The sequence below is a fragment of the Pseudomonas avellanae BPIC 631 genome, assembly GCF_000444135.1.
Lineage (GTDB): Bacteria > Pseudomonadota > Gammaproteobacteria > Pseudomonadales > Pseudomonadaceae > Aquipseudomonas > Aquipseudomonas avellanae.
Genome location: NZ_ATDK01000065.1, coordinates 13,071 through 35,999 on the forward strand (window position 1 = coordinate 13,071; position 22,929 = coordinate 35,999).

21 protein-coding genes and 1 riboswitch are annotated in these 22,929 nt (G+C 60.2%); of the genes, 15 read left to right on the forward strand and 6 right to left on the reverse strand.

Annotated elements, in window-relative coordinates; genetic code table 11:
• Positions 1 to 92: 92 nt before the first annotated feature.
• From DW49_RS0105090 to phhA, 4 genes are all read right to left on the reverse strand, one after another.
• A complete protein-coding gene (locus DW49_RS0105090) occupies positions 93 to 1,292 on the reverse strand; it encodes an MFS transporter (RefSeq protein WP_005616591.1) in 1,200 nt (399 codons plus the stop codon).
• A 137-nt stretch (positions 1,293 to 1,429) separates the two neighbouring features.
• Positions 1,430 to 1,609 (reverse strand): hypothetical protein, encoded by a 180-nt coding sequence (locus tag DW49_RS0105095; RefSeq protein ID WP_029768628.1) that lies wholly within the window; start codon positions 1,607 to 1,609, stop codon positions 1,430 to 1,432.
• Between the two features lie 450 nt (positions 1,610 to 2,059).
• Positions 2,060 to 2,416 (reverse strand): 4a-hydroxytetrahydrobiopterin dehydratase, encoded by a 357-nt coding sequence (locus DW49_RS0105100; protein ID WP_005616592.1) that lies wholly within the window; start codon positions 2,414 to 2,416, stop codon positions 2,060 to 2,062.
• 34 nt (positions 2,417 to 2,450) lie between these two features.
• Positions 2,451 to 3,248, reverse strand: coding sequence for a phenylalanine 4-monooxygenase (phhA, locus tag DW49_RS0105105; RefSeq protein WP_024420259.1), 798 nt, complete (start codon positions 3,246 to 3,248; stop codon positions 2,451 to 2,453).
• A gap of 274 nt (positions 3,249 to 3,522) precedes the next feature.
• On the opposite strand from phhA, the gene DW49_RS0105110 reads away from it, so the two are divergent.
• Positions 3,523 to 5,127 (forward strand): sigma-54-dependent phenylalanine hydroxylase transcriptional regulator PhhR, encoded by a 1,605-nt coding sequence (locus DW49_RS0105110; RefSeq protein WP_024420260.1) that lies wholly within the window; start codon positions 3,523 to 3,525, stop codon positions 5,125 to 5,127.
• Between the two features lie 57 nt (positions 5,128 to 5,184).
• Here the strand turns inward: DW49_RS0105110 and DW49_RS0105115 are convergent, their stop codons facing one another.
• Positions 5,185 to 5,451, reverse strand: a complete 267-nt coding sequence (locus DW49_RS0105115; RefSeq protein ID WP_005616595.1) for a DUF2790 domain-containing protein — start codon at positions 5,449 to 5,451, stop codon at positions 5,185 to 5,187.
• A gap of 335 nt (positions 5,452 to 5,786) precedes the next feature.
• On the opposite strand from DW49_RS0105115, the gene acs reads away from it, so the two are divergent.
• The 14 genes from acs (at position 5,787) to astE (ending at position 21,501) form a co-directional block, all read left to right on the forward strand.
• A complete protein-coding gene (gene acs, locus DW49_RS0105120) occupies positions 5,787 to 7,742 on the forward strand; it encodes an acetate--CoA ligase (RefSeq protein WP_005616597.1) in 1,956 nt (651 codons plus the stop codon).
• A gap of 532 nt (positions 7,743 to 8,274) precedes the next feature.
• Positions 8,275 to 9,051 (forward strand): ABC transporter substrate-binding protein, encoded by a 777-nt coding sequence (locus DW49_RS0105125; RefSeq protein ID WP_004396568.1) that lies wholly within the window; start codon positions 8,275 to 8,277, stop codon positions 9,049 to 9,051.
• Between the two features lie 84 nt (positions 9,052 to 9,135).
• Entirely contained in the window at positions 9,136 to 9,825 is a 690-nt protein-coding gene (locus DW49_RS0105130) for an ABC transporter permease (protein WP_005616600.1), read from the forward strand.
• The gene (locus tag DW49_RS0105135) at positions 9,822 to 10,520 is read left to right on the forward strand and encodes an ABC transporter permease (RefSeq protein ID WP_005616602.1); all 699 of its coding nucleotides are present in this window, start codon (positions 9,822 to 9,824) and stop codon (positions 10,518 to 10,520) included. The genes DW49_RS0105130 and DW49_RS0105135 overlap by 4 nt, the downstream gene beginning before the upstream one ends.
• 1 nt (position 10,521) lies before the next feature.
• The gene (locus DW49_RS0105140; protein WP_005616603.1) at positions 10,522 to 11,634 is read left to right on the forward strand and encodes a succinylglutamate desuccinylase/aspartoacylase family protein; all 1,113 of its coding nucleotides are present in this window, start codon (positions 10,522 to 10,524) and stop codon (positions 11,632 to 11,634) included.
• A gap of 22 nt (positions 11,635 to 11,656) precedes the next feature.
• Positions 11,657 to 12,421, forward strand: coding sequence for an ABC transporter ATP-binding protein (locus tag DW49_RS0105145; RefSeq protein ID WP_017702435.1), 765 nt, complete (start codon positions 11,657 to 11,659; stop codon positions 12,419 to 12,421).
• Positions 12,422 to 12,556: 135 nt separating this feature from the next.
• Positions 12,557 to 13,549 carry a transcriptional regulator ArgR gene (gene argR, locus DW49_RS0105150; RefSeq protein WP_005740596.1) on the forward strand — a complete coding sequence of 331 codons (993 nt, stop codon included), beginning with the start codon at positions 12,557 to 12,559 and terminating at the stop codon, positions 13,547 to 13,549.
• Between the two features lie 236 nt (positions 13,550 to 13,785).
• A complete protein-coding gene (locus DW49_RS0105155; protein ID WP_005616607.1) occupies positions 13,786 to 15,003 on the forward strand; it encodes an aspartate aminotransferase family protein in 1,218 nt (405 codons plus the stop codon).
• A 133-nt stretch (positions 15,004 to 15,136) separates the two neighbouring features.
• Complete coding sequence (gene aruF / locus DW49_RS0105160; RefSeq protein ID WP_005616608.1) at positions 15,137 to 16,168, forward strand: arginine/ornithine succinyltransferase subunit alpha; 1,032 nt, start codon at positions 15,137 to 15,139, stop codon at positions 16,166 to 16,168.
• 63 nt (positions 16,169 to 16,231) lie between these two features.
• Positions 16,232 to 17,257: an arginine N-succinyltransferase gene (gene astA, locus DW49_RS0105165; RefSeq protein ID WP_005616609.1), complete on the forward strand. Its 1,026-nt coding sequence runs from the start codon at positions 16,232 to 16,234 to the stop codon at positions 17,255 to 17,257.
• Positions 17,254 to 18,723, forward strand: a complete 1,470-nt coding sequence (gene astD / locus DW49_RS0105170; protein WP_161780185.1) for a succinylglutamate-semialdehyde dehydrogenase — start codon at positions 17,254 to 17,256, stop codon at positions 18,721 to 18,723. The genes astA and astD overlap by 4 nt, the downstream gene beginning before the upstream one ends.
• A 63-nt stretch (positions 18,724 to 18,786) precedes the next feature.
• Positions 18,787 to 20,133 carry an N-succinylarginine dihydrolase gene (astB, locus tag DW49_RS0105175; protein WP_005616611.1) on the forward strand — a complete coding sequence of 449 codons (1,347 nt, stop codon included), beginning with the start codon at positions 18,787 to 18,789 and terminating at the stop codon, positions 20,131 to 20,133.
• 61 nt (positions 20,134 to 20,194) lie between these two features.
• Entirely contained in the window at positions 20,195 to 20,482 is a 288-nt protein-coding gene (locus tag DW49_RS0105180) for a hypothetical protein (protein WP_004396589.1), read from the forward strand.
• Positions 20,483 to 20,493: 11 nt separating this feature from the next.
• Positions 20,494 to 21,501 (forward strand): succinylglutamate desuccinylase, encoded by a 1,008-nt coding sequence (astE, locus tag DW49_RS0105185; protein WP_024420261.1) that lies wholly within the window; start codon positions 20,494 to 20,496, stop codon positions 21,499 to 21,501.
• A gap of 424 nt (positions 21,502 to 21,925) precedes the next feature.
• Here the strand turns inward: astE and DW49_RS0105190 are convergent, their stop codons facing one another.
• Positions 21,926 to 22,438, reverse strand: a complete 513-nt coding sequence (locus DW49_RS0105190) for a 6,7-dimethyl-8-ribityllumazine synthase (protein WP_005616613.1) — start codon at positions 22,436 to 22,438, stop codon at positions 21,926 to 21,928.
• A gap of 128 nt (positions 22,439 to 22,566) precedes the next feature.
• Positions 22,567 to 22,733: riboswitch (FMN riboswitch) on the reverse strand.
• Positions 22,734 to 22,929 lie beyond the last annotated feature (196 nt).

Sequence of the window (22,929 nt, forward strand, 5' to 3'; positions counted from 1 at the left end):
CCGCGTCGCATGCCTTTCTGGACGCTCCGCGTCCTCTTGGCGACGCAGAGCGTTACCACGCTCAAGCGCGGGAACGATGACCGGACCGATCATTACTGGCGCAACGCCTGCGCCTGCTTGTACAGATAAACGCTCAGCCCCAGCCCGGTAAGTGACGCCAGCGCTGCAAACAGGAAGATCGAGACAAAGCCAAAGCCTGCGGCAATCGCGCCTGCCAGTGGGCCGGTGATGCCCAATGACAGGTCGATGAACAGCGAATAAGCGCCCACCGCCGCACCGCGACTGGAGGCCGGAACCAGATTCACCGCTTCCACGCCCAGCGCCGGGAACACCAGTGAGAAGCCGAAGCCGGTCAAGGCTGCACCGGCCAGCGCCAGGCCGGGCGTTGGCGCCATCCACAGCAATAGCAGCCCTAGCGTCTCTACCGACAGGCAGACAATCGCGACCCGAAAGCCGCCCAGGCGGTTGATCAGGTTGCCGAACAGCAGGCGTGCAGCGATAAAGCTGCCACCAAACAGGGTCAGGCAAAGCGCTGCGTTCGGCCAGTGATTGCTCGCGTAATACAGGGTAATAAAGGTTGCGATGGTGCCGAAACCGATGCCACCCAGCGCCAGACCCATGCCGTGCGGAAACACCCGCCCCAGCACGTGCATGAACGGCAGTCGTTCACCGTGCACAATCGGCGCGGCTTCCTTGTGCCAGGTCAGGTACAGGCCCAGCGCGCACAGCAGCATGATGCTCACGCCCACTGTCCACAATCCAAGTGAATCGACCATCCACACGCCCAGTGGCGCGCCGATGGCCAGTGCGCCATAGCTGGCGATGCCGTTCCAGGAAATCACCTTGGCAGTGTTCTGCGCGCCGACCCGGCCGATGCCCCAGCCAATCGAGCCGGAGCCCACCAGGCTTTCCGCGCTGCCAAGAATCACCCGGCCAATCAATAGAATCACCAGGCTCGCCATCGGCCAGGCGTCCAGCCAGACCGGCACCAGCATGAACACACCGCTCAACCCGCAGCCGGTCAGGCCGATCTGCACGGCTTTCTTGCTGCCCAGATTGTCGATGATGCGGCTCGCCCACGGCCGGCTGATCAGCGTCGCCAGGTACTGCACGCTGATCACCAGCCCGGCGATGACCGCGCCGAAGCCCAGGTCGCTGTGGACATAGCCGGGCAGGACGGCGAGCGGAATACCGATATTCAGGTAGCCGATGAACGTGAACATCACGATGGAAACGACGGTCTGGGTGACGGCCATCGGCGGTTGCGGCGTGGTTTGCTGTGTCTGGGGCATGGGGCAGGCTTTCGTTCTGTGCAGGCGTGGCTTTCGAGCGGGCAGGGAAAACCCTTAGCAAGCTCTCGAAGTGCTCATCATACCGACGCATCTGGCGATGCAGGTGCAACAGATTGAAATAAACGGCGAAAGAAGGGCTATTTGTTCGCTGGGGCTACGAGCTGGGTTGTCACAAGGGCGGCCAGTGCGTTTTTCTGGGTGCCGAAGCGGGCGAGCAGGGCGCTCTGTTTTTCCGGGCTGAGACGTGACCAGATTTCGATCATTTTCTCGGCAGTGCCGATCAGGGCATTGGCCTGGGTTTCGCTGAAGTTACTCATAACGTCTGTGTCTGCCTGTTGCTGGTTTTCCAGGCGTATTGAAAATCGGCAAGACCGTTTTTCGATACGCCTGAAAACAATCGCCTTCAGTCTTTGCTTCCGGCTTTCTGGCTGTCTTGAGCCGAGGGTGCTGCTTTCATTGCGACAGGTTGCCCCAGCTCTTGTTGAGCCAGAGTCGACTGCTGTGGTTCCTGTTGGCCTGGTGGGAAGTTAGGGATTTCATGCATCGTCGTCGCTCCTCGCAAGGGGTTGCAGATAGAACCGTGCTTTTAAAAAAGCCTGCGCAGGATACCCCACTGAAAATGACAATCAGGATATTTTTTTACCCTCAATGGTCATTCTGCGAAACAAAATCGGCTTTTTACTGTCTTGGACCGAGCCTTGCGAGGCAGTGGACCGCGTTATTGTTCAGGGCAACGCCCCGTAAACACGGTCCGTTTCCCCGGTTTTTTATTTGCGACCTTCGGCCTTTGCCGCCACTTCATCGGTGCGCGCCGCCATGATGAAATCGTTGCGATGCAGCCCTTTGATCGAGTGGCTCCACCAGGTAACGGTTACTTTGCCCCACTCGGTCAGCAGGCCAGGATGATGGCCTTCGGCCTCGGCAATCTCGCCCACCGCATTGGTGAACGCCAAAGCGAATTTGAAATTCTTGAACAGAAACACTTTTTCCAGTTGCATCACGCTGTCGCGCACTTCGATGTTCCAGTCCGGGATCTGCCTGAGCAGTTCCGGCAGTTCGGCTTCGCTGACTTGCGGGGCGCCGGCGCTGCAGGCTTCGCAGTGGGCTTGATTCAATGTACTCATAAACAGGGTGTCCTTTTCAGATGCCTGGCCGCAGTCAGGCCGCGTGGCTTTTGGTTTTAGGGGGGAATTTGGGCGCGTGCAAGCCCATCTGCATACCGTGTTCGACCATCGCCATGATGTCCTCGCGGGCCAGATCGAACAGGCGCTTGAGGTCAGGCAAGACAAAATACAGTGGCTGCAGAATGTCGATGCGGTACGGCGTACGCATCGCTTCAAGCGGGTCGAACGGCTGATGTTCGGGGGCCGACGACAGGCTGTACACCGCCTCCTTGGGCGAAGAAAGAATGCCACCGCCGTAGATTCGCCGCCCGTGTGGCGTGTCGACCAGGCCGAATTCAATGGTCATCCAGTACAGCCGGGCGAGGTAAACCCGTTGTTCCTTGTTCGCGCTGAGGCCAAGTTTGCCGTAAGTGTGGGTAAATTCGGCGAACCACGGGTTGGTCAGCAGCGGGCAGTGACCGAATATCTCGTGAAAAATGTCCGGTTCCTGCAGGTAGTCCAGTTCTTGTTCGGTGCGAATAAAGGTCGCCACCGGAAAACGCTTGCTGGCCAGCAGCTCGAAAAATGTCTGAAAGGGGATCAGCGCTGGCACTCGTTCAACCTGCCAGCCAGTGGTCGCACCGAGCACCTTGTTGATGTCGCCCAACTGCGGAATGCGATCGTGGGGCAGGGCCAACTGCTCGATGCCGTCCAGGTATTCCTGACAGGCACGGCCTTCGATGATCTTCATCTGCCGAGTGATCAGCGTGTTCCATACCGCATGCTCGGCCGCCGGATAGTCGATGAAGCCCGAAGCGTCCGGTTCGCGTGCCACGTAGTGCGTCTTGGCCATGCTGATCTCCTCGAAGACTGTTGTTTTTATAGCGCCTGACTACAGCAATAACCCGGTTTTGCGGGGCAGTCAGTGGGCGAGAACTGCGGACGTCCGTCGTTAGCTGGCAATTTCGTAACGAAAACTTTACGAATGCTTTATTTCAGCCTCGAATCAAGCGCTGGGCTCACTCGCGCAATGCCTTTTTGTAACGTATTGTTGACGGAAAAGTTTGTCATGTTCAAAAAAACCTGCCGCTTTAAAAACCAATGACGTTCACAGGAACAGACCACTCATGCGCATCAAGGTCCATTGCCAGAACCGCATCGGCATTCTTCGTGACATCCTCGATCTGCTGGTCGCCTATGGCGTCAACGTGGCTCGCGGTGAAGTGGGCGGCGAGCACGGTGACGCGATCTATCTGTTTTGCCCGAACCTGATCAACCTGCAGTTTCAGGCGTTGCGTCCGAAATTCGAGGCGATCACCGGCGTGTTCGGCGTCAAGCGCGTCGGGTTGATGCCCAGCGAGCGGCGGCACATGGAACTCAATGCCTTACTTGGCGCGCTGGAGTTTCCGGTGTTGTCCATCGACATGGCCGGCGCCATCGTTGCCGCCAACCGCGCTGCTGCGCAGTTGCTGGGGGTGCGGGTCGATGAAGTGCCGGGGATCGCGTTGTCGCGGTATGCCGAGGACTTCGATCTGCCAGCGCTGGTGCGTGCCAGTCAGTCGCGGATCAACGGCCTGCGGGTCAAGGTGCGCGGCGACGTGTTTCTCGCCGACATCGCGCCGTTGCAGTCCGAGCACGACGACAGCGAGGCCATGGCTGGCGCCGTGCTGACCCTGCACCGCGCTGACCGGGTCGGCGAGCGCATCTATCATGTGCGCAAGCAGGAATTGCGCGGCTTCGACAGTATCTTTCAGAGCTCGAAGGTCATGGCTGCTGTGGTCCGTGAAGCACGGCGCATGGCACCGCGGGACGCGCCGCTGCTGATCGAAGGCGAAACCGGCACGGGCAAGGAGTTGCTCGCCCGCGCCTGCCACCTCGCCAGCCCACGCGGCCAGTCACCCCTGATGGCGCTCAATTGTGCCGGGCTCTCGGAGTCCATGGCCGAGATCGAATTGTTCGGCTATGAGCCCGGCGCGTTCGAGGGCGCGCGGGTTGAAGGCCGACTGGGTCTATTGGAGCTGACCGCTGGCGGCACGTTGTTTCTGGATGGCGTAGGTGAGCTGAGTGCGCGCATGCAGGCCAAGCTGCTGCGCTTCATTCAGGACGGCAGCTTTCGCCGGGTCGGCAGTGACGAAGACATGTTTCTCGACGTGCGGGTGATGTGTTCGACGCAGGTTGACCTCTCGCAGCTGTGCGCCAGAGGCGAATTCCGCCAGGACCTCTACCATCGCCTCAATGTGCTGTCGCTGCACATCCCGCCGCTGCGCGATTGTCTGGACGGCCTTGAGCCGCTGGTGGAGCACTTTCTCGATCACGCCAGCCGACAGATTGGCTGCGCGTTGCCACGCATGACGCCCGCGGCGCTCAAGCGTTTGAGTCAATACCATTGGCCCGGCAATGTCCGGCAACTGGAAAACGTATTGTTTCAGGCCGTTTCGCTTTGTGACGGCGGCAAGGTGCAGGCCGAGCATATTCGATTGCCCGATTACGGCGTGCGCCAGGGCTTGAGCGAGGTGTCACTGGAGGGCGGGCTGGACGCGATTGTCGGCCGTTTTGAACGGTCGGTTCTGGAGCAGTTATATGCGCAATACCCCAGCAGTCGCCAGTTGGGCAAACGTCTGGGTGTGTCGCATACAACCATTGCCAACAAGTTGCGCGACCATGAGTTAGGCAAAGAGCGAGGCAAGCGGACATTAAATCAGACTTCAGATAAACCTCTGGACGACAACTAATGCGGTGCATGCGCCTCGCAGTCAGTGTCTGCAAGGCGTCGTGCATCCGTTGCAGCATCAACCGTTACTGCAGCCGTTGCCCATCACCTGATAACTCATGGTGTGCCGCGCGCCCTGCGAGTCTTCGTAGACCATGCGTGCCGGCACCACTTCGCAAACGCTGGGGATCTGGCTGATGGAAATGACCCGGGCGATGTCCAGGTGAGTGCCGTAGGTGTACTGCTCGACACGGGCCTGCTGGACGGCCACTTTCGTTTGCGATTCTTCGGCCATAGCCAAGCTGCTGACACCGCAAAGTGCCAATGCCACTAATAAAGCTTTCATTGTGTTTTACCTTTTTGAGGGTGAGAGCGGCCGCATCACGTTTTTCAACGTTATGTGCGAGCGCTGTCTGATAGTTGAAGCGAGCTGCGTGGGGGCAACTGATGTTTGCCTTGTTGGCGAAATGGATTCTAGGCGCGTCGTGATGCCACATATATAAAGACCTTGGATAAGCGCTTTCATCAAAACGGTAATAATCCTGAGGGCAGCTGCAAGCTTCAAGCTGTTGAGCTTGCCGCTCCGGCCCCGCCCGGTAATACCAATGTCGAATGGCTCCGCCGGGTAGGGCGGGATACAACGGGTGCATAAAACAACAACTATCCACCGAGGTAACCAAGATGAGTGCAGCTTCCCTGTACCCCGTCCGCCCAGAAGTCGCAGCGACTACGCTGACGGATGAGGCGACCTACAAGGCCATGTACCAGCAGTCGGTGGTCAACCCGGATGGTTTCTGGCGTGAGCAGGCGCAGCGCCTCGACTGGATCAAGCCGTTCAGCGTGGTCAAGCAGACCTCGTTCGACGACCATCGCGTCGACATCAAATGGTTTGCCGATGGCACGTTGAACGTTGCCTACAACTGCCTGGACCGTCACCTGGCCGAGCGCGGCGACACCATCGCCATCATCTGGGAAGGCGACGACCCTTCCGAGCACCGCGAAATCACCTACCGCGAGCTGCACGAAGAAGTCTGCAAATTCGCCAACGCCCTGCGCGGCCAGGACGTGCACCGTGGCGACGTTGTCACCATCTATATGCCGATGATCCCCGAGGCTGTGGTCGCCATGCTGGCGTGCGCCCGGATCGGTGCGATTCACTCGGTGGTGTTCGGCGGTTTCTCGCCGGAAGCACTGGCGGGGCGGATCATCGATTGCAGCTCCAAGGTGGTGATCACCGCCGACGAAGGCCTGCGTGGCGGTAAAAAGACCCCGCTCAAGGCCAACGTCGACCGCGCCCTGACCAACCCGGAAACCAGCAGCGTGCAGAAGGTTATCGTCTGCAAGCGCACCGGCGGCGAGATCGAGTGGAACCGTCACCGCGACATCTGGTATCACGCGCTGCTTGAAGTGGCGTCCAGCACCTGCGCACCCAAAGAGATGGGCGCGGAAGAATCGCTGTTCATCCTTTACACCTCAGGCTCGACCGGCAAACCCAAAGGCGTGCTGCACACCACGGCGGGCTATCTGCTCTACGCCGCGCTCACACACGAGCGCGTGTTCGACTACAAGCCGGGCGAAATCTACTGGTGCACTGCCGACGTTGGCTGGGTCACCGGGCACAGTTACATCGTCTATGGCCCGCTGGCCAATGGCGCGACCACGCTGCTGTTTGAAGGTGTGCCGAACTACCCGGACATCACTCGCGTGTCGAAGATCATCGACAAGCATAAGGTCAACATCCTCTACACCGCCCCGACCGCGATTCGCGCCATGATGGCCGAAGGCACCAAGTCCGTCGAAGGTGCGGACGGTTCCAGCCTGCGCCTGTTGGGTTCGGTGGGCGAGCCGATCAACCCGGAAGCCTGGGGCTGGTACTACAACACCGTCGGCAAGCAGAACTGCCCGATTGTCGACACTTGGTGGCAGACCGAAACCGGCGGCATTCTGATCAGCCCGCTGCCAGGTGCAACGGCGCTGAAGCCGGGCTCGGCCACTCGGCCGTTCTTCGGCGTGATTCCGGCGCTGGTGGATAACCTGGGTAACCTTATCGAAGGCGCGGCCGAGGGCAATCTGGTGATTCTCGATTCCTGGCCAGGTCAGTCGCGCACGCTGTACGGCGACCATGACCGGTTCGTCGACACTTACTTCAAGACCTTCCGGGGCATGTACTTCACCGGTGACGGTGCCCGTCGCGATGAAGACGGCTACTACTGGATCACCGGGCGCGTGGACGATGTGCTCAACGTATCAGGCCACCGGATGGGCACAGCCGAGATCGAGAGCGCGATGGTTGCGCACCCGAAAGTCGCCGAAGCCGCTGTGGTCGGTGTGCCGCACGATCTGAAAGGGCAGGGCATCTACGTCTACGTCACCCTGAATGCCGGCGAAGAGCCGAGCGATGCGCTGCGCACCGAACTGCGTAACTGGGTGCGCAAGGAAATCGGCCCGATTGCCTCCCCGGACTTCATCCAGTGGGCACCCGGCCTGCCGAAAACCCGTTCGGGCAAGATCATGCGCCGCATCCTGCGCAAGATCGCCACCGCCGAGTACGACGCGCTGGGCGATATCTCCACCCTGGCCGATCCGGGCGTGGTGCAGCACCTGATCGAAACGCACAAGAGCATGAGCGCGGCCTGACCGGTCGATGAGTGAAGGCGCCCCGTTCGGTGAAAACCGGGCGGGGCGTTTTTGTCTGCGCTGATTTCTGTTGATAAAAATGGGATATATATCGAGTTGTTACCGGTTTACCCGCTGTTGCAGGGCAATGCTTCGTTGTGGGACGTCGCTGGGTTTATTTGTAGGAAAACGCGACGCATCAGTGCGTTTCATCAGTCATGTGCAACGCTGGGCTTGCCGGATTAGAAGGCTTTGCCAATAATAGGCGCGCTTTTTGCTGTAACCATAGGTTAGGCTTGTGCTGCTGGATCAGTAGAAGCATGCTCCGTCAATAGCGTAAGGTGGCTTTTCAGGCGCTTCTGTAACTACTTGTCGCATTGAAGAAATATCGACTTCGAGCCTGTCGTTAAAATGCCCCTCATTCGTCGAAGGTCGATGACCCGCCAACCCGGTGTCACGCATCAGGCGTCGCTCTCCCCCGAGATTGTCCTTTCGCACAGTGGGCGCTTGCTCACTTTGCCACTTGTTGCGCTTTACCGATGGAGTTCTGAAAATGAAAAAGCTCATGCTTATTGGCGCGCTGGCGTTGTCCGTGCTCGCCCAGCCGACGTTCGCTGACGAAAAACCGCTGAAAATCGGTATCGAGGCGGCTTACCCTCCATTCGCGTCCAAGGCGCCGGACGGCAGCATCGTCGGTTTCGACTACGACATCGGCAATGCGCTGTGCGAAGAAATGAAAGCCAGGTGCACGTGGGTCGAGCAAGAGTTCGACGGCCTGATCCCGGCGCTCAAAGTGCGCAAGATCGACGCGATCCTGTCGTCGATGTCGATCACCGACGACCGCAAGAAGTCCGTTGATTTCACCGGCAAGTATTACAATTCCCCGGCGCGCCTGGTGATGAAGGACGGCGTGACCGTCAGCGACAGCCTTGCCGAGCTCAAGGGCAAGAAGATCGGCGTACAGCGCGGTTCGATCCACGAACGTTTCGCCCGTGAAGTCCTCGCCCCTAAAGGCGTTGAAGTGACGCCGTACGGTTCGCAGAACGAAATCTACCTGGATATCGGTGCAGGTCGTCTGGACGGCACCATCGCTGACGCCACGCTGCTGCAGGACGGCTTCCTGAAAACCGACTCCGGCAAGGGCTTTGCCTTTGTGGGCCCGGCGTTCACTGACCCGAACTACTTCGGCGACGGCATCGGCATCGCCGTGCGCAAAGGCGACAAGGCCAACCTCGACCGCCTCAACGCTGCCATTGCCGCGATCCGCGCCAACGGCAAGTACAAGGCCATCCAGGACAAGTATTTCGACTTCGATATCTACGGCAAGTAAGTCTTCGTACCGATCCTGATCAATGGCGCAAACAGAATTGCCTGGGTTGCGCCATTTTTATTCCACGCTTGAGGACCGCACATCATGTTGAAAGGTTACGGGGCTGTCATCCTCGAAGGTGCCTGGCTGACGTTGCAGCTGGCCCTGTCGTCGATGGCTCTGGCGATCGTTCTCGGTCTGATCGGCGTGGCGCTTCGTCTGTCGCCGGTGCGCTGGATTGCCTGGCTGGGCGATCTGTACAGCACTGTGGTGCGCGGCATTCCTGATCTGGTGCTGATTCTGCTGATTTTCTACGGCGGTCAGGACCTGCTCAACCGTGTGGCACCGCTCTTGGGTTTCGATGACTACATCGATCTCGATCCGTTGCTGGCTGGCATCTGCACGCTGGGCTTCATTTTCGGGGCGTACCTCTCGGAAACCTTTCGTGGCGCGTTCATGGCCATCCCCAAGGGGCAGGCCGAGGCAGGCATGGCGTATGGCCTGAGCAGCGGCAAGGTGTTCTTCCGCATTCTGGTGCCGCAGATGATTCGTCTGGCGATACCCGGTTTCACCAACAACTGGCTGGTGCTGACCAAAGCCACCGCGCTGATTTCCGTGGTCGGCCTGCAAGACATGATGTTCAAGGCCAAGCAGGCGGCCGATGCCACCCGCGAACCCTTTACCTTATTCCTGGCGGTTGCTGCGATGTACCTGGTGATCACCAGTGTTTCGCTGCTCGCTTTGCGTTATCTGGAAAAACGCTACTCGGTAGGCGTCAGGGCGGCTGACCTATGATCTTCGACTACAACGTGATCTGGGACAGCCTGCCGCTGTACTTCGGCGGTCTGCTGATGACCCTCAAATTGCTGGCGATTTCTCTCGCGTTCGGGCTGCTCGCGGCGCTGCCGCTGGGCCTGATGCGGGTCTCGAAAAACCCTTGGGTCAATATGCCGGCCTGGCTGTACACCTACGTGATTCGCGGCACGCCGATGCTGGTCCAGCTGTTCCTGATCTATTACGGCCTGGCTCAGTTTGCGGCCGTGCGCGAGAGCTTTTTTTGGCCGTGGCTGTCCAGTGCAACCTTCTGCGCCTGTTTGGCCTTCGCCATCAATACCAGCGCCTACACGGCCGAGATCATTGCCGGCAGCCTCAAGGCCACGCCGGCCGGCGAAATCGAGGCGGCGCGGGCCATGGGCATGTCGAAGGCGAAAATGTATCGGCGCATTCTGCTGCCGTCGGCCTTGCGCCGGGCACTGCCGCAATACAGCAACGAGGTGATCATGATGCTGCAGACCACCAGTCTGGCGTCCATCGTCACCCTGATCGACATCACCGGCGCGGCACGCACCGTCAACGCGCAGTTCTACCTGCCTTTCGAGGCCTACGTCACCGCAGGCGTTTTTTATCTGTGCCTGACATTCATTCTGGTGCGGCTGTTCAAGATCGCCGAACGCCGCTGGCTGGGCTATCTCGCCCCACGGAAGGTCTGAAATGCAAAGAATCGATCATGTATTGCCGTGGGGCACCCTCGGCACCGAACGCACGCTCAGTGTCTTTCGTTTCGGCACCGGCGAGCGCAAAGCTTACATTCAGGCCAGCCTGCACGCTGACGAGCTGCCTGGCATGCGCACCGCCTGGGAACTGAAAAAACGCCTGACCCAGCTGGAACAGCAGGGCGCGCTGACGGGCGTCATCGAACTGGTGCCGGTCGCCAACCCGCTGGGCCTGGGGCAGTTGCTGCAAGGCGCGCACCAAGGGCGTTTCGAGTTCGGCAGCGGCAAGAATTTCAACCGCGACTTCACCGAGCTGAGCGAGCCGGTCGCCCAATTGCTGGAAGGTCAGCTGGGCGATGACCCGCGTGCCAATATCCATTTGATTCGTCAGGCGATGACCACGGCACTCGAAAGCCTGCCCGCAGCGCAATCCGAGTTGCAGGGCATGCAGCGCATTTTGCTCAAGCACGCCTGCATCGCCGATGTGGTGCTCGACCTGCATTGCGATGCCGACGCCGCGCTGCACATGTATGCCTTGCCGCAACACTGGCCGCAGTGGCGTTCGCTGTCGGCGCACCTGAATGTTCAGGTGGCGCTGCTGGCCGAGGATTCCGGCGGTAGCTCGTTCGATGAAGCCTGCTCGCTGCCGTGGTTGCGTCTGTCACAGGCCTTCCCGCAGGCACAGATTCCATTGGCCTGTCTGTCGACCACTATCGAACTGGGTGGTCAGGCCGACACTGGCAAGCCCCAGGCCGAAGCGCACGCCGAGGGTATTCTGGCGTTTCTGGCCGAGCAGGGCTTCATCAGTGGTGACTGGCCGCAGCCTGCGCACGAAGCCTGCGAAGGCATGCCGTTCGAAGGCACTGAATTGCTCTATGCGCCGCATCCTGGCGTGGTGACGTTTCTGCGCGCCGCAGGCGACAGGGTCGAAGTCGGCGATCCGCTGTTCGAAGTCATCGACCCGCTGTCCGATCAGGTCAGCACCCTTTGCGCGAATACTGCCGGGGTGTTGTTCGCCATCGAGCGGCTTCGTTACGCTCAACCCGGTTTCTGGCTGGCCAAAGTGGCGGGGCGTACTGCGCTGCGTCACGGGCGTCTGCTCAGTGATTGACCGTTCTGTGAGAACCGAAAGCATGAACAAACTGGAAGTCCAGGACCTGCACAAGCGCTATGGCAGTCACGAAGTGATCAAGGGCGTTTCCCTGACCGCGAAAGCTGGCGATGTCATCAGTATCATCGGCTCCAGCGGCTCGGGCAAAAGCACCTTTCTGCGCTGCATCAACCTGCTCGAACAGCCCCATGCCGGCAAGATCCTGCTCAACAATGAAGAGTTGAAGCTGGTGCCGAACAAGGACGGCGGCCTCAAGGCGGCCGACGCCAAGCAGTTGCAGCGAATGCGCTCGCGGCTGTCGATGGTGTTTCAGCACTTCAACCTGTGGTCGCACATGACAGCGCTGCAGAACATCATCGAAGCGCCGGTTCACGTGCTGGGCGTTTCGAAAAAGGAAGCGCTGGAAAAGGCCGAGTACTATCTGGCCAAGGTTGGTGTGTCGCATCGCAAGGACGCTTATCCAGGGCACATGTCCGGTGGCGAGCAGCAGCGTGTGGCGATTGCCCGCGCGCTGGCGATGGAGCCCGAGGTGATGCTGTTCGACGAACCGACTTCTGCGCTGGACCCTGAACTGGTCGGCGATGTGCTCAAGGTCATGCAGGGCCTGGCCCAGGAAGGCCGGACCATGGTGGTGGTGACTCATGAAATGGGCTTTGCCCGTGAGGTTTCCAACCAGTTGGTGTTTCTGCATCAGGGTGTGGTGCTGGAGCGTGGCGACCCACGCGAAGTGCTGGCCAATCCGCAGACCGAGCGCTTGCAGCAGTTTTTGTCCGGCAGCCTCAAGTGACGATCGGCATCGCATGGCGATGCCTTTTTACAGCAGAACAGGGCATGCTGCGCGACGCGTGACATGACCTGGATGTTCCAGATCGAGCCTTGTTTCAAGGCTTGGCTTTTGCGGCAATACGTATCGGATGTCCCAATGACTGCCCATCGAATAGGTTTCCTCGTCTGGCCTGGCACAAAAGCCATGACCCTGGCACTTGCCGAGGAAGCTTTGCGTGTTGCCCAGCGCGTGCACCCTGAAGTGGTCTACGAATTGTCGTTTCTGCAGGCCGAGCTTGCCGAGCCCGCAGCGGTTGCCGGCGGCTGGCAATTGCCGGGCGAGCCGTGGACCGGGCGGCTGGAAGGGTTGCAGAAACTGTTTTTGCTGGCCGATGAGCCACCTGCCGCCGTGGCACCTGCGCTGGGCAGCGCGCTCAAGCAACTGGTGCGTGCCGGTTGTTCGATTGGCGGGCTGTCGGCGGGCGTTTACCCGCTGGCGCAATTGGGCCTGCTGGATGGCTATCGCGCCGCCGTGCACTGGCGCTGGCAGGACGATTTCGCCGAGCGCTTCCCGAAAGTCATCGCCACCAGCCATCTGTTTGACTGGGACCGTGACCGCTTGACCGCCTGCGGCGGCATGTCGGTGCTCGACCTGTTGCTGGCGGTGTTGTCCCGCGATCATGGCGCGGAATTGGCCGGGGCGGTTTCCGAAGAACTGGTGGTCGAGCGCATTCGCGAAGGCGGCGAGCGTCAGCGCATTCCGTTGCAGAACCGTCTGGGTTCCAGCCATCCGAAGCTGACCCAGGCCGTACTGTTGATGGAAGCCAACATCGAAGAACCACTGACCACCGACGAAATCGCTCAGCACGTGTGCGTTTCACGCCGCCAGCTCGAGCGCATCTTCAAGCAATACCTCAATCGTGTGCCCAGCCAGTACTACCTGGAACTGCGCCTGAACAAGGCTCGGCAGATGCTGATGCAGACCAGCAAGTCGATTATTCAGATCGGCCTGTCCTGCGGATTCTCGTCAGGGCCGCACTTCTCCAGCGCCTACCGTAACTTCTTCGGCGCCACGCCGCGTGAAGACCGCAACCAGCGACGCAGCAGCAGCCCGTTCGAGCTTTCGCCGGTGCCTGCCGAGCGCGGTTGATTGTCTTGTCGCGATAGAAGTGCTGCCGCGACAGCTCTGGTCCAGACAGGCCGGCTTCAATCCGTTTAAACTGCGCCTTTGTGACGCAATATGTCGCATTGCCGAAAACCTTGAAAAAACCCGGTTTTGCGCTGTAACAAGTTGTCGCCTGGCGGCAAGGCCGAACACCATTCAGTCCTTACAATCTTCCCATCGCTCGCCAGTTTCAGGCAGGCGTTCCTCATCAGGAGACTCCGATGTCCGTTGAGCATGCTGCGGTGCAACGCGCCGATTTCGACCAGGTAATGGTCCCCAATTACGCCCCGGCCGGGTTCATCCCTGTGCGTGGTGCGGGCTCCCGCGTCTGGGATCAGGCGGGGCGCGAACTGGTGGACTTCTCGGGCGGGATCGCCGTCAACGTATTGGGCCACTGCCACCCGGCGCTGGTCGGTGCCTTGACCGAGCAGGCCAATAACCTCTGGCATGTGTCCAACGTGTTCACCAACGAGCCGACCCTGCGTCTGGCGAAAAAACTGGTGGACTCGACCTTCGCCGAGCGCGTGTTCTTCTGTAATTCGGGCGCCGAAGCCAATGAAGCGGCCTTCAAGCTGGCTCGCCGTGTGGCGCACGACCTGTACGGCCCCGAGAAGTACGAAATCATCGCCGCGGTAAACAGCTTTCACGGTCGTACCCTGTTCACCGTGAGCGTCGGCGGCCAGCCGAAATACTCCGATGGTTTCGGGCCGAAAATCACCGGCATCAGTCATGTGCCGTACAACGACCTTGAAGCCTTGAGAGCGGCTGTGACCGACAAGACCTGCGCTGTGGTGCTGGAGCCGATTCAGGGCGAAGGCGGCGTTTTGCCGGGCGAGCTCGCCTACCTGCAAGGCGCTCGCAAACTGTGTGACGAGCACAACGCGCTGCTGGTGTTTGACGAAGTGCAGAGCGGCATGGGCCGCAGCGGTCATCTGTTCGCGTACATGCATTACGGCGTGACCCCGGACATCCTTTCCAGCGCCAAAAGCATCGGCGGCGGTTTCCCGCTGGCGGCCATGCTGACCACTGAAAAGCTCGCCAAGCACTTCGCGGTCGGTGTGCACGGCACCACGTACGGCGGCAACCCGCTGGCCTGCGCGGTGGGCGAGGCAGTGATCGACGTCATCAATACGCCTGAAGTGCTCGCTGGCGTGCAGCGCAAGCATCAACAATTCAAGACCCGCCTGGAAAGCATTGGCCAGCAATATGGTGTGTTCACCGAAGTGCGCGGCCTGGGCCTGTTGATCGGTTGCGTGCTGTCCGATGCCTGGAAAGGCAAGGCCAAGGACATCTTCAACGCTGCCGAAGCCCAGGACCTGATGATTCTGCAGGCCGGCCCCGACGTGATTCGTTTCGCGCCAAGCCTGGTGATCGAAGACGCAGACATCGAAGAAGGCCTGAACCGCTTCGAGCGCGCCATCGCCAAGCTGACGTCCTGATTCATCTGCTGTATTCCGGTGCTTGCCTGATCGGCGATCACCGGACATTTTCCTGTGCCATGCGGCGTGACGCCGCCTGGCGCACTTATCAGTGCCGGCCGCAGAGGCCGGTCGATCTACAAGGAGTGGCACCATGCTGGTGATGCGCCCTGCGCAAATGGCTGATCTGGCCGAGGTTCAACGCCTCGCTGCCGACAGCCCTATCGGTGTCACGTCCTTGCCCGACGATGCTGGCCGCCTGACCGACAAGATCGGCTCTTCGGAGGCCTCATTCGCCGCCGAGGTCAGTTTCAACGGTGAAGAAACCTACTTTTTCGTCCTTGAAGACAGCGAAAGCGGCAAGCTGGTCGGCTGCTCGGGCATCGTCGCCTCGGCAGGCTACTCCGAGCCGTTCTACAGCTTTCGCAACGAAACCTTCGTGCATGCCTCTCGCGAACTGAAAATCCATAACAAGATCCACGTGCTCTCCCAGTGCCACGACCTTACCGGCAACAGCCTGCTGACCAGCTTCTACGTGGTCCCGGAGCTGGTGGGCACGTCCTGGTCGGAGCTCAACTCACGTGGCCGTCTGCTGTTTGTCGCCAGCCACCCCGAGCGCTTCGCCGATTCAGTGGTCACCGAAATCGTCGGTTACAGCGACGAGCAGGGCGATTCGCCGTTCTGGGACGCCATCGGGCGCAACTTCTTCGACCTCAACTATGCCGCTGCCGAGCGCCTGTGCGGGCTGAAAAGCCGGACGTTCCTCGCCGAGCTGATGCCGCATTACCCGATCTACGTGCCATTGCTGCCCGACGCTGCGCAAGAGGCGATGGGCCAGGTGCATCCGCGTGCGCAGATCACCTTCGACATCCTGATGCGCGAAGGTTTTGAAACCGATCATTACATCGACATCTTCGACGGTGGCCCGACCCTGCACGCCAAAGTGTCCGGCATCCGCTCCATCGCGCAGAGCCGCCTGGTGCCGGTCAAGGTCGAAACGGCGCACAGCAGCGACGTCGGCAAGGGCGGGCGTCTGTATCTGGTTGCCAATGGTCTGTTGCAGGATTACCGCGCGGTATTGCTGGAACTCGACTGGGCGCCAGGCCGGCCGGTGGTGCTGAGCCTGCAGGCCGCCGACGCGCTGGGTGTCGGTGAAGGTGCCAGTGTGCGCATCGTCGCGGTCTGAGCCGGACGTTCGATTGCGGATTAGCCCGTTTCAAGGCTCTTGATGAGCCGCTGAGGAGATAACATGATCGTTCGTCCCGTACGCAGCAGCGACCTGCCCGCGTTGATCGAGCTGGCGCGCAGCACCGGCGCCGGTCTGACCACCCTGCCTGCCAACGAGCAGCGCCTGGCCCATCGGGTTGGCTGGGCTGAAAAAACCTTTCGCGGAGAAGCCGAGCGCGGCGACGCCGATTACCTGTTCGTGCTCGAAGACGACGACGGCAAAGTGGTGGGCATTTCCGCCATCGCTGGCGCGGTCGGCCTGCGTGAGCCTTGGTACAACTACCGGGTGGGGCTGACGGTCAGCGCTTCTCAGGAACTGAACATCTACCGGGAAATCCCGACGCTGTTTCTGGCCAACGACCTGACCGGCAATTCCGAATTGTGCTCGCTGTTCCTGCACAGCGATTCGCGCAACGGCCTCAACGGTCGCCTGCTGTCCAAGGCGCGCATGCTGTTCATCGCCGAATTCCCGAAGCTGTTCGGCAACAAGATCATTGCCGAGATGCGCGGCATGTCCGACGAAAATGGCCGCTCGCCATTCTGGGAGAGCCTGGGGCGGCACTTCTTCAAGATGGAATTCAGCCAGGCCGATTACCTGACCGGCGTGGGTAACAAGGCGTTCATCGCCGAGCTGATGCCCAAGTTTCCGCTGTACAGCTGCTTTCTGTCCGAAGACGCACGCAACGTGATCGGTCGCGTGCACGCCGATACAGAACCTGCGCTGACCATGCTCAAGGGCGAGGGTTTTTCGTATCAGGGCTACGTCGATATCTTCGATGCGGGCCCGGCCATTGAGTGCGAGACCGGCAAGATTCGCGCGATCAAGGACAGCCAGGCTTTGGTACTGGCCATCGGCACGCCGGGCGACGATGCACCACAATTCCTGATTTACAACCGCAAGCGCGAAGACTGTCGCGTGACCGTTGGCGCTGCGCGTTTTGCTGCCGGTACGCTGGTGGTCGCGCCGCAAACCGCCAAGCGGCTGCGCATGAGTGCTGGCGACAACGTGCGCGCAGTGCCGTTGTCCGCAGCGCGGGAGGGCGTTTGATGAGTACTCTTTACATTGCAGGTGCCTGGCAAGCCGGGCAGGGCGAGCTGTTCCATTCGTTGAACCCGGTGACCCAGCAGGTGTTGTGGTCCGGGCACGGAGCAACCGCTGAACAGGTGGATCACGCCTTAAAAGCCGCGCGCCAGGCGTTCCCCGCCTGGGCGCTGCTTTCACTGGATCAGCGCATCGCCGTGCTGGAAGCCTTTGCGGCCAGCCTCAAGCAGCACGCGGACGAACTGGCGAATTGCATCGGTGAAGAAACCGGCAAACCATTGTGGGAATCGGCGACTGAGGTGACCAGCATGGTCAACAAGATCGCCATTTCAGTGCAGAGCTATCGCGAAAGAACCGGCGAGAAAAGCAGCCCTTTGGGCGACGCCACCGCTGTGTTGCGCCACAAGCCGCATGGCGTGGTCGCCGTATTCGGGCCTTACAACTTTCCCGGTCACTTGCCTAACGGCCATATCGTCCCGGCCTTGCTGGCAGGCAATACCGTGCTGTTCAAGCCGAGCGAGCTGACGCCGAAAGTCGCCGAACTGACGGTCAAGTGCTGGATCGAAGCCGGCTTGCCTGCCGGTGTCCTCAACCTTCTGCAAGGCGGGCGCGAAACCGGTATCGCCCTGGCGGAGAATCCGGGGATCGACGGCCTGTTCTTCACCGGTTCGAGCCGCACCGGCAACGCGCTGCATCAACAGTTCGCCGGGCGACCGGACAAGATTCTCGCCCTGGAAATGGGCGGTAACAATCCGTTGGTGGTCGATCAGGTTCAGGACATCGACGCGGCGGTTTACACCATCATTCAGTCAGCGTTTATCTCCGCAGGCCAGCGCTGCACCTGTGCGCGCCGCCTGCTGGTGCCCGAGGGCGACTGGGGTGATGCGTTGCTGGCGCGGCTGGTTGCCGTCAGCGCGACTATTGAGGTGGGGGCGTTCGATCAGCAGCCGTCTCCGTTCATGGGCTCTGTCATTTCGCTGGAGGCCGCACGCGCCTTGCTCGACGCGCAACGCACTCTGCTCGCCAATGGCGCGGTGACCTTGCTGGAAATGCGCCAGCCGCAACCCGGCGCGGCGCTGCTGACGCCTGGCATTGTTGATGTCAGCGCAGTCGCGAACAGGCCCGATGAAGAGCTGTTCGGCCCGTTGTTGCAGGTGGTCCGCTACGCCGGTTTTGATGCGGCGATCGCCGAAGCCAACGCCACTCAATACGGTCTGGCGGCGGGCTTGCTCTCTGACTCCGAAGCGCGTTATCAGCAGTTCTGGCTGCATAGCCGTGCCGGGATCGTCAACTGGAACAAACAATTGACCGGGGCCGCCAGCAGTGCGCCGTTCGGTGGCGTCGGGGCATCGGGCAATCACCGTGCCAGCGCCTATTACGCGGCCGATTACTGCGCCTATCCGGTGGCGTCGCTGGAGACCGGCAGCCTGACCCTGCCCGCAACGTTGACCCCGGGTGTGCGGCTCGGCTGAATACTGTGCGTAATGTGCGTAAAGAAAGAATGCTTATAAAAACAGATCCACGGAGCCTTGCCGATGAAGTCCTGTGAAGTGAATTTTGACGGTCTGGTCGGGCCAACCCACAATTACGGCGGGTTGTCCTACGGTAACGTCGCCTCCCAGAGTAATAGCCAGCAGTGCTCGAACCCGCGTGAAGCGGCGCTGCAGGGCCTGGCAAAAATGAAGGCGCTGATGGACATGGGTTTTACCCAAGGCGTGCTGGCACCTCAGGAACGTCCTGATGTTGCTGGTTTGCGTCAGTTGGGTTTTACCGGCAGCGATGAGCAAGTGATCGAGAAGGCTGCCCGTCAGGACATGCCGTTGCTGGTTGCCAGTTGCTCGGCGTCGAGCATGTGGGTGGCCAATGCGGCGACAGTCAGCCCCAGCGCCGACACCGCTGATGGCCGTGTGCACTTCACGGCGGCCAACCTCAACTGCAAATACCATCGCAGCATCGAGCACCCGACCACCAGCCGCGTGCTGGGGGCGATGTTTGCCGACGCGAAACACTTCGCTCATCACCCGGCCTTGCCACCGGTGGCGCAGTTCGGCGATGAGGGCGCGGCCAACCACACGCGTTTCTGTCAGGACTACGGTCAGGCCGGGGTGGAGTTTTTTGTGTTTGGCCGCAGCGCTTTCGACACTCGCTACGCAGCACCGCAGAAATACCCGGCGCGACAGACGCTGGAGGCTTCACGAGCGGTGGCGCGCCTGCATGGTTTGAGCGATGAAGGCGTTGTGTACGGGCAGCAAAACCCGGCGGTGATTGATCAGGGCGTGTTTCATAACGACGTGATCGCGGTCGGCAACGGTGAAGTGCTGTTCTATCACGAGGACGCCTTTCTCCACACCGAACAGATGCTGGGCGAGCTGCGCGACAAACTCAGCCGGGTCGGCGGCCAGTTGCAGGCGGTCTGCGTGCCACGCGCTGAGGTGTCGGTTCAGGACGCGGTGCGCTCGTATCTGTTCAACAGCCAGTTGCTGTCGCGCCCTGATGGCTCGATGCTGCTGATCGTGCCACAGGAATGCCAGGCCAATGCCAACGTCTGGGGCTACCTGCAACGGCTGATTGCCGATGCCGGCCCGGTCGCCGAGGTCAAGGTCTTCGACCTCAAGCAGAGCATGCAGAACGGTGGCGGCCCGGCTTGCCTGCGCCTGCGCGTGGCGCTCAATGAAACCGAGCTTGCCGCGGTGAACCCCGGCGTGATCATGACCGCGCCGCTGTATGAAACGCTGACGCAATGGGTCGACAGGCACTACCGTGATCGCATGAGCGAAGACGATCTGGCCGACCCCCGATTACTGACTGAATGCCGTACGGCATTGGATGAACTGACGCAAATCCTTAAACTGGGCGCCGTTTATCCGTTTCAACTGAATTGAAACACCTTGCGCGCCGGGCCATTGGCCGGCGCACGACTTCCTTTATAGAGAGCATTTCCACATGAGCGACGCCCTGCAACTGATCCTTGAAGACACTGACGGCACCCAGCTGGAAACCTCCTGCACCCGCGTTGCCATCATCTGGCAGGGCAAGGAGCTGTGGATTCAGCAAGACGGCCGTGGCCAGTTGCTGATCGGCGTGGACGTCGAAGAAGACGATGCCGAATACGCTAATCTGCTGCTGCGCCCGCTGGCGACTAACCTGGTCAGCCTGCAACTGGAAATGGAACCGGCCGATGTCGGTGCCGACGAAGAAGGTCACGTTCACGGCCCTGACTGCAACCACTAAGGAAGCGCGCCATGCTCGCCCTCGGCAAACTGCTTGAACTGACCCTGGCTGGACGTGAACCAGCGGAAAAGACTCAACTGACCGTCGAAGGCGTGCGCATGCGCTGGCTGGCCGAGGGGGCTCTGGAAGTCCGCCCGCCACAGGCTCGTGACAACGGCACTGACCTGCTGCTGTCTGCCGGTATTCATGGCAACGAGACAGCGCCCATCGAGCTGCTGGATGAACTGATCCGCAGCATCGCGCGCGGCGACCTCAAGCCGCGCGCACGTATTCTGTTTCTGTTTGGCAACCCTGCTGCCATGCGGCTGGGTGCGCGGTATGTCGAGCAGGACGTCAACCGGCTGTTCAATGGCCGGCACGAACAAAGCGGTGGCGCGGAAGCCCTGCGCGCGTGTGAACTGGAGCGACTGGCTGCCAGCTTTTTCAGTCTGCCGGACCGCTACCGGCTGCATTACGACCTGCATACCGCCATTCGCGGCTCGAAGATCGAGCAGTTCGCGCTGTACCCGTGGAAAGAGGGCCGTCAGCACTCACGCTTTGAACTGGCCCGGCTGCGCGCGGCGGGCATGAGTGTGGTGCTGCTGCAGAACAAACCCTCCATCGTGTTCAGCGCCTACACCTACGAACAGCTCGGGGCCGAGGCTTTTACGCTGGAACTGGGCAAGGCCCGCCCGTTTGGCCAGAACCAGCACGTCAACCTCGCGCCATTGCGCTTGCGTCTGGAGCAGATCATCGAAGGCTGCGAGCCTGAGCCTGATGAAAGTCTGGAAGGACTGCAACTGTTCAGCGTCGCACGGGAAGTGATCAAGCGCAGCGATGCGTTCACCTTCAACCTGGCGGACGACGTGGAGAATTTCTCCGAGCTGGAAAAAGGCTACGTGCTGGCCGAAGACGTGAGTGATTCACGCTGGGTTGTGAAAGAAGAGGGCGCAAGAATCATCTTCCCCAACCCCAAGGTCAAAAACGGCCTGCGGGCGGGCATTGTGATTGTGCCGGCTGATGCGGATGGGCTTGGCTGACGCTTCGCTTGTGTGGGGGCTTGCCGGGCGACTTTCCGCTTGTCCGCGAACTGCCTGTTTTTGTGCGGACTTGTCCGCGAAGAGGCGAACTGCCTGTTTTTGTGGGAGCGGACTTGTCCGCGAAGAGGCCCAGCCTTCCGCCCTCTGATGCGCAGCATGTGAGCAATATGTTTCTGGGTTTATGCCTGAACAGGTCTCTTCAATGACCCCGTCGGTGTTTAATAGTCAGTCTTCGTGGGCAAGTCCACTCCCACAGGTGCGCGATCTGTCGGGAACCGGCAGCAAAACCAGCACACACGGTACATCAGTCGCAACGGAGGTCACCGGTTTCAGGGCCGCTTCGCAGCCCGCCGCAGCAATCGTAACCTCCTGAAGATCTCCCACGCCCTCCGGGCAGAAGCCCCGTTCTGCGCTTATCGATACCTCAGCAGGCAGCTTTCTGCTGCGCATCCAGACGACGCAGGCTGCGCACCTTGTTCAAGGTATCCGCGCAGGTCTTGGCCGCTTCTTCACCTTTGTGCGAGAAGTGATCGAAGAAGAACTTCTGGTGCTCTTCACCCGCGTGGAAATGATGCGGCGTCAGGACCACGGAGAAAACCGGTACTTCGGTTTCCAGCTGGACCTGCATCAATGCGCTGACCACTGACTGCGCAACGAATTCATGGCGATAGATACCACCGTCCACCACCAGTGCAGCGCCGACGATGCCAGCGTAGCGGCCGGTGTTGGCGAGCAGTTTTGCATGCAGCGGGATTTCGAAGGCGCCGCCGACTTCAAAGATGTCGATGTCACTTTCGGCATAACCCTGTTTGGCCATTTCGGCGACAAAACCTTTACGGCTCTGGTCGACGATATCCTTGTGCCAGCAGGCCTGGATGAAAGCGACGCGTTCGTTCGGATGGCTTTTGCTTTTGCTGTCGATTGCAGTAGGTTGCACGTGTTCTGACTCCTGTTTAATGAAAAAAACAGGGCATTTTGGATCGAAAGGGATTCAAGTCGCGTAGGAAAGCCCCCTGAACGATGTCGTTCATGATGAGGTTTTGCAGACGTTCTTGCAGACACCAATCCCGCTCTCTCTTCATCCGGACTATGACCGTCGGCCCCGGAATCACACCGGGTCTGCTGACCTTGCAGGTCGTCAGCCAAAGCCGAAACCCCCAAGCGCTCGCGGGCTAGACGCATTGCGCGCCATTACCGCCGGTGGGGAGTTGCACCCCGCCCTGAGAACGTTACCGGCACATTACGTGTCCGGTGCGGGATTTTTATCACAGTTTGTCCGATCACGCATGGACACTTTCGTACAGTGCACCTGCCTTTTTCTTATAAGGATGCGGAGTATCGAGAGCGGCAGCGCTTGATTATCATGTACTGCAGCCTCAGTAATGCCTTGTTGCAAGCCAAAGGTTGCATGCATTATCGATCTTCAAT